This window comes from Chryseobacterium luquanense (assembly GCF_026460945.1).
Taxonomy (GTDB): domain Bacteria; phylum Bacteroidota; class Bacteroidia; order Flavobacteriales; family Weeksellaceae; genus Chryseobacterium; species Chryseobacterium luquanense.
This window is the reverse complement of the sequence record NZ_JAOVZV010000001.1, coordinates 349,061-362,485: the sequence shown is the minus strand read 5'-3', so window position 1 is coordinate 362,485 and position 13,425 is coordinate 349,061. Positions and strand designations below refer to the sequence as shown.

Here is a 13,425-nt window from a genome sequence, read left to right as displayed (position 1 = left end):
ATCCCTTTATATGATAACCCGCTCCATCTACATCGGAAATCCCGCTTACCTCAAACTCAAAGATGAACAGATGTACATTATGGAACCTTCTTCCAATGAGATGAAAGGCAAGGTTCCTGTGGAAGATTTGGGTTTGTTGATGTTGGATCATTTTCAGATCACCATTTCCCATCAACTCATTCAAAAAATGATGGGGAACAATGTAGTTGTGGTCAGTTGCGACTCTCATCATTTACCTCACGGAATAATGCTTCCGTTTTACGGACACACCGAACATTCAGACCGTGTTAAAGACCAGTTAGAAGCCAGCGAACCGCTCAAAAAACAACTCTGGAAACAAACTATCGAATGCAAAATCGAAAATCAAAAAGAAGTATTGAGAAGGTTAGGAAATTATTTTGAACCAATGGTGGACTATCAAAGAAATGTGAAAAGTGGCGACATTACCAATATGGAAGGTATCGCCGCGCAACATTACTGGAAATATCTCATCAGTTTGGATTTCCTCAGACAGCGTTTTGGAGACTCGCCCAATCAATTCTTCAACTTTGGATATGCCGTTCTCAGAAGTATTGTAGCGAGGTCGATAGTAGAAACTGGTTTGCTTCCTGTACTTGGTATTTTTCACAAAAATAAATACAATCCTTATTGTCTTGCAGATGATTTGATGGAACCTTACCGTCCTTTTGTAGATTTGTTGGTAATGGATTGGTTGACTAAGAATCCGAATATTGAGGAGTTGACGAAAGAATTCAAATCACACATCCTGCAAATAGCAACCAAAGATGTGTTGATAGAAGGTAAAACAAGACCACTGTTGGTGGCGGTAAAAACAACAGCTACTTCGCTTTACAAATGCTACACAGGAGAAAAACGATTGATTTCTTATCCTGAGTTCAAATAAATGAACGCTTTAGTAATTGTACTTTTTACAACGTACATAATACAATAGAAAATGAATGCCGAAAGGTTTAACGCTTATCGAATTATGTGGGTTTTAGTATTATACGACTTGCCAACAGAGACCAAAGCCAATATGAAAGACGCGAACCGCTTCCGTAAGGCTTTGATGGATGATGGTTTCGCGCTATTCCAGTTTTCGATGTATATGCGCCATTGCCCTAGTCGCGAAAATGCTGAAGTTCATATCAAAAGAGTCAAATTTATGTTGCCAAAAGCAGGTAAGGTGGCAATAATGTGCATTACAGATAAGCAATTTGGTGATATTGAGATTTTCTTTGCCAGGAACAAAGAAGAACCGCCACCAACTTTCCAACAACTCGAATTGTTCTAAATTTAGAATCCTAAAAATAAAAATAATCTACTGAAAATCAGTAGATTATTTTTTGAGGTTGTGTTGTATCCCAAAGATACTTAAAAATGAAAGCAATTCACAACCTCAACCATCAACTCACTTTGTCCCCTTTTGTTGTGTTGTATCCCAAAGATACTTAAAAATGAAAGCAATTCACAACTCTAAATCTGGAACCTCCTCTCATAGATAAGTTGTGTTGTATCCCAAAGATACTTAAAAATGAAAGCAATTCACAACAGCAGCTCCAACAGCACTACCAGAACAGAAGTTGTGATGTATCCCAAAGATACTTAAAAATGAAAGCTATTCACAACTCTAAATCTGGAACCTCCTCTCATAGATAAGTTGTGTAGTATCCCACAGATACTTAAAAATGAAAGCAATTCACAACACGTTTCTTCTCAGAAAATAATCTGTTAGAGTTGTGTTGTATCCCAAAGATACTTAAAAATGAAAGCAATTCACAACAGCAGCTCCAACAGCACTACCAGAACAGAAGTTGTGTTGTATCCCAAAGATACTTAAAAATGAAAGCAATTCACAACAGCAGCTCCAACAGCACGACCAGAACAGAAGTTGTGTTGTATCCCACAGATACTTAAAAATGAAAGCAATTCACAACAGCAGCTCCAACAGCACGACCAGAACAGAAGTTGTGTTGTATCCCACAGATACTTAAAAATGAAAGCAATTCACAACACGTTTCTTCTCAGAAAATAATCTGTTAGAGTTGTGTTGTATCCCAAAGATACTTAAAAATGAAAGCAATTCACAACACGTTTCTTCTCAGAAAATAATCTTTTAGAGTTGTGTTGTATCCCAAAGATACTTAAAAATGAAAGCAATTCACAACAGCAGCTCCAACAGCACTACCAGACCAGAAGTTGTGTTGTATCCCACAGATACTTAAAAATGAAAGCAATTCACAACAGCAGCTCCAACAGCACTACCAGACCAGAAGTTGTGTTGTATCCCACAGATACTTAAAAATGAAAGCAATTCACAACACGTTACTTCTCAGAAAATAATCTTTTAGAGTTGTGTTGTATCCCAAAGATACTTAAAAATGAAAGCAATTCACAACAATAGTTGCTAAATCTGAAATTTGAATAATGTTGTGTTGTATCCCAAAGATACTTAAAAATGAAAGCAATTCACAACACGTTTCTACTCAGAAAATAATCTTTTAGTGTTGTGTTGTATCCCAAAGATACTTAAAAATGATAGCTATTCACAACAGTGGACATACAGGAGTCGTTGACAAAAGGGTTGTGTTGTATCCCAAAGATACTTAAAAATGATAGCTATTCACAACAGTGGACATACAGGAGTCGTTGACAAAAGGGTTGTGTTGTATCCCAAAGATACTTAAAAATGAAAGCAATTCACAACTGACGCCACTCCCTCAAACATAACTGCATTGTTGTGTTGTATCCCAAAGATACTTAAAAATGAAAGCAATTCACAACAGAGGACATACAGGAGTCGTGGACAAAAGGGTTGTGTTGTATCCCAAAGATACTTAAAAATGCAAGCAATTCACAACAGAGGACATACAGGAGTCGTGGACAAAAGGGTTGTGTTGTATCCCAAAGATACTTAAAAATGCAAGCAATTCACAACAGAGGACATACAGGAGTCGTGGACAAAAGGGTTGTGTTGTATCCCAAAGATACTTAAAAATGAAAGCAATTCACAACAGCAAAGATTAAAGAACTTAAAAAAGCGGAGTTGTGTTGTATCCCAAAGATACTTAAAAATGAAAGCAATTCACAACAGTGGACATACAGGAGTCGTGGACAAAAGGGTTGTGTTGTATCCCAAAGATACTTAAAAATGAAAGCAATTCACAACGACTTCTCTGGAATAGGTGATGCCGCCCAAGTTGTGTTGTATCCCAAAGATACTTAAAAATGAAAGCAATTCACAACAGTGGACCTACAGGAGTCGTGGACAAAAGGGTTGTGTTGTATCCCACAGATACTTAAAAATGACAGCAATTCACAACAGTGGACCTACAGGAGTCGTGGACAAAAGGGTTGTGTTGTATCCCATAGATACTTAAATATGAAAGCAATTCACAACATAATATCAAACAGTCTATTGCAGAAAGTGGTGGTGTTGTATCCCAAAGATACTTAAAAATGAAAGCAATTCACAACATAATATCAAACAGTCTATTGCAGAAAGTGGTTGTGTTGTATCCCAAAGATACTTAAAAATGAAAGCAATTCACAACCACAGAAGTGCGGTTAAACGCCTGGCACCCGTTGTGTTGTATCCCAAAGATACTTAAAAATGAAAGCAATTCACAACGAAAAAAAAATCAACCCAGGTAAGTGGATGGTTGTGTTGTATCCCACAGATACTTAAAAATGAAAGCAATTCACAACGAAAAAAAAATCAACCCAGGTAAGTGGATGGTTGTGTTGTATCCCACAGATACTTAAAAATGAAAGCAATTCACAACATATCTTTAACTATGCAATCTGACTCAGGTGGTGTGTTGTATCCCAAAGATACTTAAAAATGAAAGCAATTCACAACGAAAATAAAATCTACCCATGTAAGTGGATGGTTGTGTTGTATCCCAAAGATACTTAAAAATGAAAGCAATTCACAACAAATCTTTAACTATGCAATCTGACTCAGGTGGTGTGTTGTATCCCAAAGATACTTAAAAATGAAAGCAATTCTCAACAAATCTTTAACTATGCAATCTGACTCAGGTGGTGTGTTGTATCCCAAAGATACTTAAAAATGAAAGCAATTCTCAACAAATCTTTAACTATGCAATCTGACTCAGGTGGTGTGTTGTATCCCAAAGATACTTAAAAATGAAAGCAATTCACAACAAATCTTTAACTATGCAATCTGACTCAGGTGTTGTGTTGTATCCCAAAGATACTTAAAAATGAAAGCAATTCACAACAAATCTTTAACTATGCAATCTTACTCATGTGTTGTGTTGTTTCCCAAAGATACTTAAAAAAGAAAGCAATTCACAACAAATCTTTAACTATGCAATCTTACTCATGTGTTGTGTTGTTTCCCAAAGATACTTAAAAATTAAAGCAATTCACAACCACAGAAGTGCGGTTAATCGCCTGGCACCCGATGTGTTGTATCCCAAAGATACTTAAAAATGAAAGCAATTCACAACAAAGCACCTGCAGTTGAAGACGCTAAAGCTGTTGTGTTGTATCCCAAAGATACTTAAAAATGAAAGCAATTCACAACACGATGTCACGAGCGTACGGAGACAAGCTCGTTGAGTAGTATCCCAAAGATACTTAAAAATGAAAGCAATTCACAACAAATCCATTTATTTCTACCTCGTCTTCTATGTTGTGTTGTATCACAAAGATACTTAAAAATGAACGCAATTCACAACGATATGCTATATCTCCGCTACTTTGTTTAAGTTGTGTTGTATCCCAAAGATACTTAAAAATGAAAGCAATTCACAACACGATTTCACGAGCGTAAGGAGACACGCTGGTTGTGTTGTATCCCAAAGATACTTAAAAATGAAAGCAATTCACAACAAATCCATTTATTTCTACCTCGTCTTCAATGTTGTGTTGTATCCCAAAGATACTTAAAAATGAAAGCAATTCACAACGATATGCTATATCTCCGCTACTTTGTATAAGTTGTGTTGTATCCCAAAGATACTTAAAAATGAAAGCAATTCACAACAACACTCCAATCTTGAACTGTAAAATTATTGTTGTGTTGTATCCCAAAGATACTTGAAAATGAAAGCAATTCACAACACATCTTTTAATGTATTCTTTACGTTTTCAGTTGTGTTGTATCCCAAAGATACTTAAAAATGAAAGCAATTCACAACCAATTATCAATCCTAATAAATAAGTACTGTGTTGTGTTGTATCCCAAAGATACTTAAAAATGAAAGCAATACACAACAACACTCCAAACTTGAACTGTAAATTTATTGTTGTGTTGTATCCCAAAGATACTTGAAAATGAAAGCAAGTCACAACACATCTTTTAATGTATTCTTTACGTTTTCAGTTGTGTTGTATCCCAAAGATACTTAAAAATGAAAGCAATTCACAACTATTATATTCCATTTCCATAATCTAATCTTGTTGTGTTGTATCCCAAAGATACTTAAAAATGAAAGCAATTCACAACCAATTAGCAATCCTAATAAATAAGTACAGTGTTGTGTTGTATCCCAAAGATACTTAAAAATGAAAGCAATTCACAACCAATTAGCAATCCTAATAAATAAGTACAGTGTTGTGTTGTATCCCAAAGATACTTAAAAATGAAAGCAATTCACAACCAATTAGCAATCCTAATAAATAAGTACAGTGTTGTGTTGTATCCCAAAGATACTTAAAAATGAAAGCAATTCACAACCAATTAGCAATCCTAATAAATAAGTACAGTGTTGTGTTGTATCCCAAAGATACTTAAAAATGAAAGCAATTCACAACCAAAATATTTAACTACACTATCAGATACTTGGTGTGTTGTATCCCAAAGATACTTAAAAATGAAAGCAATTCACAACCAATTAGCAATCCTAATAAATAAGTACAGTGTTGTGTTGTATCCCAAAGATACTTACAAATGAAAGCAATTCACAACCAAAATATTTAACTACACTATCAGATACTTGGTGTGTTGTATCCCAAAGATACTTAAAAATGAAAGCAATTCACAACCAAAATATTTAACTACACTATCAGATACTTGTTGTGTTGTATCCCAAAGATACTTAAAAATGAAAGCAATTCACAACCAAAGTATTTAACTACACTATCAGATACTTGGTGTGTTGTATCCCAAAGATACTTATAAATGAAAGCAATTCACAACCAAAGTATTTAACTACACTATCAGATACTTGGTGTGTTGTATCCCAAAGATACTTATAAATGAAAGCAATTCACAACCAAAGTATTTAACTACACTATCAGATACTTGGTGTGTTGTATCCCAAAGATACTTAAAAATGAAAGCAATTCACAACAAACATTTTGGTTTGTTTTTTATTCTTAATGTTGTGTTGTATCCCAAAGATACTTAAAAATGAAAGCAATTCACAACCTTGGAGGACAAAGTTATTAATCAATTTTATGTTGTGTTGTATCCCAAAGATACTTAAAAATGAAAGCAATTCACAACCTCAACCTCAATGGCTGTATAAACAACCTTGTTGTGTTGTATCCCAAAGATACTTAAAAATGAAAGCAATTCACAACCATTACCCCAAGAGTCCGGAGCTTGGAAAGGTTGTGTTGTATCCCAAAGATACTTAAAAATGAAAGCAATTCACAACAAATCCATTCTCAGATAAAACATTTCTGAGGTTGTGTTGTATCCCAATGATACTTAAAAATGAAAGCACTTCACAACAAATCCATTCTCAGATAAAACATTTCTGAGGTTGTGTTGTATCCCAATGATACTTAAAAATGAAAGCAATTCTCAACTTCAGCTTACTTGTGTGTCGACTCCAATCGGGTGTGTTGTATCCCAAAGATACTTAAAAATGAAAGCAATTCACAACAAATCCATTCTCAGATAAAACATTTCTGAGGTTGTGTTGTATCCCAAAGATACTTAAAAATGAAAGCAATTCACAACTCTGACTAATTTTATCATTTCTGAGTGTAGGTTGTGTTGTATCCCATAGATACTTAAAAATGAAAGCAAATCACAACTCTGACTAATTTTATCATTTCTGAGTGTAGGTTGTGTTGTATCCCATAGATACTTAAAAATGAAAGCAATTCTCAACTTCAGCTTACTTGTGTGTCGACTCCAATCGGGTGTGTTGTATCCCAAAGATACTTAAAAATGAAAGCAATTCACAACTTCAGCTTACTTGTGTGGCGACTCCATTCGGTTGTGTTGTATCCCAAAGATACTTAAAAATGAAAGCAATTCACAACTCTGACTAATTTTATCATTTCTGAGTGTAGGTTGTGTTGTATCCCATAGATACTTAAAAATGAAAGCAAATCACAACTCTGACTAATTTTATCATTTCTGAGTGTAGGTTGTGTTGTATCCCATAGATACTTAAAAATGAAAGCAATTCACAACAAAACAGGAGATATTGAAAAAATCTCTCAAGTTGAGTTGTATCCCAAAGATACTTAAAAATGAAAGCAATTCACAACTCTGACTAATTTTATCATTTCTGATTGTAGGTTGTGTTGTATCCCAAAGATACTTAAAAATGAAAGCAATTCACAACAAAACAGGAGATTATGAAAAAATCTCTCAAGTTGTGTTGTATCCCAAAGAGACTTAAAAATGAAAGCAATACACAACAAAACAGGAGATTATGAAAAAATCTCTCAAGTTGTGTTGTATCCCAAAGAGACTTAAAAATGAAAGCAATACACAACAAAACAGGAGATTATGAAAAAATCTCTCAAGTTGAGTTGTATCCCAAAGATACTTAAAAATGAAAGCAATTCACAACAAAACAGGAGATTTTGAAAAAATCTCTCAAGTTGTGTTGTATCCCAAAGATACTTAAAAATGAAAGCAATTCACAACAAAACAGGAGATTTTGAAAAAATCTCTCAAGTTGTGTTGTATCCCAAAGATACTTAAAAATGAAAGCAATACACAACAAAACAGGAGATTTTGAAAAAATCTCTCAAGTTGTGTTGTATCCCAAAGATACTTAAAAATGAAAGCAATACACAACAAAACAGGAGATTTTGAAAAAATCTCTCAAGTTGTGTTGTATCCCAAAGATACTTAAAAATGAAAGCAATTCACAACAGATAGAGTAAAAGAGTTGGAAAAAACTCTGTTGTGTTGTATCCCAAAGATACTTAAAAATGAAAGCAATTCACAACAAAACACGAGATTTTGAAAAAATCTCTCAAGTGGTGTTGTATCCCACAGCTACTTAAAATTGAAAGCAATTCACAACAAAACACGAGATTTTGAAAAAATCTCTCAAGTGGTGTTGTATCCCACAGCTACTTAAAATTGAAAGCAATTCACAACAGATTATCAACCAGTGTCGTGCAGAAATTGGTTGTGTTGTATCCCAAAGATACTTAAAAATGAAAGCAATTCACAACTGGGTACGAGAAACCTTTATTGATGTTGGCGTTGTGTTGTATCCCAAAGATACTTAAAAATGAAAGCAATTCACAACTGGGTACGAGAAACCTTTATTGATGTTGGCGTTGTGCTGTATCCCAAAGATACTTAAAAATGATAGCAATTCTCAACTACATTATTGTTTCGTTCGATGAAGAACCCGTTGTGTTGTATCCCAAAGATACTTAAAAATGAAAGCAATTCACAACAACATTATTGTTTCGTACGAAGAAGAAACCGTTGTGTTGTATCCCAAAGATACTTAAAAATGAAAGCAATTTATAAAAATAGTAATGATCAAAAAAGTAAGTGGAAAATATTCTAAAATATTTTCCACTTATTAATAATATTTAAATCAAAATTTAAGGAACAATCTTATCATAATACACAGGCATATACTTTTCATTATCAGATCCGATAATAATAAATCTGAACTTCTTTGCCGTATCATTGTTGTAAAAATCAATTTTGGCAGGACTAGCTTCATTTTCTTCTACAAGGGGATTCCAATATAAAACTGAGCGATAATCATAACCGATTTTAGATAAATCAGAATTTCCATAATCTGAATCAGGAAATTTTTCAGACTCGTTATAACCTTCCATTACAAAAAAGTTAATATCGGTCATATTTGATAAAGAATTTCCTTTAGAGGTAGGTTGAGTATCACCTCGTTTAGTGTAAATAAGTACACCACCACTACCACCGCCACTCATACCAATGGCGCCATCTTTGATGATTTTTACCATGGCAATATTATCAGCCGATAATCCACTGAGCGCACTTGCATCAGTTAGCATTTCATCCAAATAAACATTTGCTTTTGTCTGACGTATATACGGAGTTGGAACTCCGTTTTCATAATTAATAGTTAATCCGGCTGCACGACCTTGAAGCCATTGAAGTATATTTTGAGAACTTGCGGCTGACTGATTATCATTCACCAAATCAAAAACAATTTCATTCATACTTCTATAAAGAGAACTGCTTAGTTTATTATTAAGATCTTCAGTAAGATTTTTCTTTTTTGCTTTAATCTTAACTTCTTCAATCAAAGTAACTTTTTCGTTGTACTCCTTTTTATATTTTCTCGCTTCAATCGTTCGTGTAATTTCTGATGATTGTGGAGTTTCAGGAGAAGATTTTCTATCAACAAGACTGAAATTTTCAATAGAAGGCAGTTCTTTTTTTAATGGAATAAAAGTATTTGTAGGACTTACATAAACATTGGTTCTGCTTTTAAGAGAGGCATTGGCTCCATTTAACTGATACGTGATTTTAATAGGTTTTTCAAAAATCATATTATCAAAAAAGAATTCTCCGTTACTGTCAGTTTCTACCTGAAAAACCTGATTTCCAGATTTATCACCTTCTACAAACATGATGAGGTCTTGCTGAGGTGCCGGTTTTGCGTTAACTGTAAGTTTTCCTTTGTAAGAAATGTATTTTGAAGGATTATTAATAATTGTTGGATATTTTCCTGAAATAATTTCTTTCCAGTCAAACATTTTCCACTGTTCGGAAATCAATAAAGCATCAAGAGCTTCTGTATTTCTTTTATCACTAAAATATTGTGCAGGACGGTCAATTTTAGACTTAATAACACTTGTAAGCCATAGAGAACTTAAAAAGTTTTCATCTTGTAATGATTTTTTGTCTTCAGGATCAAATACTGCGACCGAAAGGTTTGGAACACCTTTAGACTTTACATCAAATGAATTGAAACCTCTTTTTTCAGTGCTTAAAGTTTCAGATTTTACTTCCGGAACAGAAATATTCAGATTTTGAGGCATCACAAAACACATTCTGCTTGTCAAAACATTTTCTTTATCATCAAAAACAGTAATCTGCAAAACGCTATTAATGAGTTGGTTGGTTGGGATTGACTGAAATGCATCTTTAAGCTGATTTATTTTAGCCTTATAAACTATCTGTTCTCCGATATTGGCAACGACATTATAATAAGGAAGATTTCCACCAATATTTTGAATTTTATATCTAATATTATCTTTTTCACTAATCACTTGCAGACTGATTCCTGTTTCAGAAACTTTTGGAAGTGCAGCTGTGTTTTTAATGCCGTTATTGTCTGTAATGACAGCTTCGTAAACTCTATCTTTTTGTGGAGTCATTATAAAAACTCCCACATTTCCGTCTAATCCTTTGAAGGTTGAAATTTTCTTTTCAGGATTACTTTTTTCAACAATATAACCTTCCCATTGTGATGGTGGAGTTCCTTTAGAATGAAGTCTTACCGCAATTTTACTTGGAATATTTTGGATAAAAGAATTTCCTTCAGGATGTAATGTTGCTGACCATGAAGATGTTTTGTCTGCCACCAATTTTTTTGCTGAAGAAGGATTGTAAACCGGAATTTGTTTTAAATACTGAAAATCCTCACTCAGATTACTCATCATAGGAGTATAAGCACGAAAAAAATAAATATCTTCATTCAAATCTTCAGGAAGCTGAATACTGCCTTGTGCAAGACCATTAAAAACAGGAAATCTTCTTCTTAAAACCTGTTTTTTATTTCTGTCATATATTTCAATGAAAAAATTTGTTGATAAATCAGAAGTCGTAAAATTTCTGAAAATCATCGCATTAAACCAAACTGTTTCACCAGAAAGATATAAATCTTTATCGGTTAAAATATAAATATGTTCTTGTGAATAATTGTCGTTTAAAGTCTGAAGCGCTTTGTCAGCTGATTGTTGTGAAGAAAATTGGCTATTAAGAGCCAACAAAAAACAGAAAGTAATGATTCTTTTCATTGCCGTACTACATTTAGTATATGCAAATTAATAAAAAACTGATTACCTGATAAAATAATTGTGAGTTTTTATGATTTAACGATGACATCGATTTAAAAATTATAAACAAAATGTTCATTTTCATAAAATTTCCTTTTAATTATTTAAATTTTAATAATGATAAAATTCTATTTAGTCTTGAAAATAGTATGATAATAGGATTTAAATTAATGGTTTATATCTAAATATTAACGACTTTAAAGTAAACTTCTCATTATGAATTTGTTAATTAATAAATATTGATGATGATTAATTGATTAAAAATCACTAATTTCGCACCCGTAAAAATCATTCATGCAAAACATTAGAAATATTGCGATTATCGCACACGTTGACCACGGTAAAACTACCTTGGTTGATAAGATTATTCATGCTACAAACATTTTCAGAGAAAATCAGGAAAGTGGAGAATTAATAATGGATAATAACGATCTTGAAAGAGAAAGAGGTATCACCATTTTATCTAAGAATATTTCTGTTAACTATAAAGACGTTAAAATTAACGTAATCGACACTCCTGGTCACGCCGATTTCGGTGGTGAAGTAGAGCGTGTTTTGAAAATGGCAGACGGTGTTATCTTGTTGGTAGATGCATTTGAAGGACCAATGCCTCAGACAAGATTCGTATTGCAGAAAGCTTTAGAATTAGGTCTTAGACCTTTAGTTGTTATTAATAAAGTAGACAAACCAAACTGTCGTCCTGAAGAAGTTCATGACAAAGTGTTCGATTTGTTCTTTGCACTTGATGCTACTGAAGAGCAATTGGATTTCCCTACATTCTACGGTTCTTCTAAGCAAGGTTGGTTCAACACTTCATTAGAGCAAACAGAAGATATCTTCCCGTTATTGGATGGTATTTTACAATATGTTCCTGAGCCGAAAGTTGAAGAAGGTAATCTTCAGATGCAGATCGTTTCTCTTGATTTCTCTTCTTTCTTAGGAAGAATTGCAATTGGTAAAGTAATCCGTGGAAGTCTTAAAGAAAGCCAATGGATTGGTTTAGCACAAGCAGACGGAAAAATAGTAAAAGGAAAAATTAAAGAATTATACGTTTTTGAAGGTCTTGGAAAGAAAAAAGTAACCGAAGTATTAGCTGGAGATATCTGTGCGGTAGTAGGTTTTGATGCTTTCCAAATTGGAGATTCTTTCGTAGATATCGAAAATCCAGAGCCATTGCCAAGAACTTCAATTGATGAGCCAACGTTGAATATGACGTTCTCAATTAACAATTCACCTTTCTTCGGTAAAGACGGTAAATATGTTACTTCAAACCACCTGAAAGAAAGATTAACAAAAGAATTAGAGAAAAACTTAGCATTAAGAGTTCAACAGACTGATGATGCAAATACTTTCTTAGTATTCGGTAGAGGTATTCTTCACTTGTCAGTTTTAATTGAAACAATGAGAAGAGAAGGTTACGAAATGACTATCGGACAGCCGCAGGTTATCTTGAGAGAAGATGAAAACGGACAAAAATTAGAGCCTTACGAATCTTTGGTTGTTGATGTACCAGACGAATTTGCTTCTAGAGTAATCGACTTGGCAACCCAAAGAAAAGGTGATCTTCACATTATGGAAACTAAAGGTGAAATGCAGCACATGGAATTCGAAATTCCTTCAAGAGGTTTGATCGGATTGCGTTCTCAGATGTTAACGGCTACTGCAGGTGAAGCTATTATGGCACACCGTTTCACAGAATACAAGCCTTTCAAAGGAGCTATTCCTGGAAGAAGTAATGGGGTATTAATCTCTAAAACTCAAGGTCCAGCTACAGAATATTCTATTGCTAAACTTCAGGACAGAGGTAAGTTCTATGTTGATCCGGGCGAGGAGATTTATGCAGGTATGGTTATCGGTGAGCAAAACAAACCAGGTGACTTAGTTGTAAACATTGTTGAAGCGAAGCAATTGAACAACATGAGAGCTTCAGGTAAAGATAAAGATACAGGTGTTGCACCAAAGATCTTGTTCTCTCTTGAAGAGTGTATGGAATATATCCAGGCTGACGAAGCAATCGAGGTCACTCCAAACTTCATCCGTATGAGAAAGAAAGTGCTTTCTGAAGAAGAAAGAAAAAGAATCGAAAGAGGAGCAAAAGCTTAATCTAAAATTCTTACATATATCTAAGGCCTCGATTTTCGGGGCTTTTTTTATGAAAGTAATCATCATTTCTTAATCTTTTTT

At 33.9% G+C, this 13,425-nt stretch carries 4 protein-coding genes and 1 CRISPR repeat array; of the genes, 3 read left to right on the top strand and 1 reads right to left on the bottom strand.

Annotated features, from left to right (window positions below; genetic code table 11):
• Positions 1–10: 10 nt before the first annotated feature.
• Together cas1 and cas2 are read left to right on the top strand one after the other, a co-directional pair.
• Positions 11–904, top strand: a complete 894-nt coding sequence (gene cas1, locus OEA66_RS01690) for a type II CRISPR-associated endonuclease Cas1 (RefSeq protein WP_267279720.1) — start codon at positions 11–13, stop codon at positions 902–904.
• 51 nt (positions 905–955) lie between these two features.
• Entirely contained in the window at positions 956–1,294 is a 339-nt protein-coding gene (gene cas2 / locus OEA66_RS01685) for a CRISPR-associated endonuclease Cas2 (RefSeq protein ID WP_232705642.1), read from the top strand.
• Positions 1,295–1,351: 57 nt separating this feature from the next.
• Positions 1,352–8,714: a CRISPR direct-repeat array (repeat unit 47 nt; unit sequence GTTGTGTTGTATCCCAAAGATACTTAAAAATGAAAGCAATTCACAAC).
• Between the two features lie 76 nt (positions 8,715–8,790).
• Here cas2 and OEA66_RS01680 read toward each other — a convergent pair.
• Positions 8,791–11,202, bottom strand: coding sequence for a hypothetical protein (locus OEA66_RS01680; protein ID WP_267279719.1), 2,412 nt, complete (start codon positions 11,200–11,202; stop codon positions 8,791–8,793).
• A gap of 333 nt (positions 11,203–11,535) precedes the next feature.
• Between OEA66_RS01680 and typA the strand changes: the two genes are divergently transcribed.
• A complete protein-coding gene (gene typA / locus OEA66_RS01675) occupies positions 11,536–13,344 on the top strand; it encodes a translational GTPase TypA (RefSeq protein WP_267265748.1) in 1,809 nt (602 codons plus the stop codon).
• The last annotated feature ends 81 nt before the right edge of the window (positions 13,345–13,425 follow it).

Bases quoted from the DNA above. Each gene is read 5' to 3' on its own strand.
- typA (WP_267265748.1), top strand. From the start codon at position 11,536: ATGCAAAACATTAGAAATATTGCGATTATCGCACACGTTGACCACGGT.
- cas2 (WP_232705642.1), top strand. From the start codon at position 956: ATGAATGCCGAAAGGTTTAACGCTTATCGAATTATGTGGGTTTTAGTA.
- OEA66_RS01680 (WP_267279719.1), bottom strand. From the start codon at position 11,202: ATGAAAAGAATCATTACTTTCTGTTTTTTGTTGGCTCTTAATAGCCAA.
- cas1 (WP_267279720.1), top strand. From the start codon at position 11: ATGATAACCCGCTCCATCTACATCGGAAATCCCGCTTACCTCAAACTC.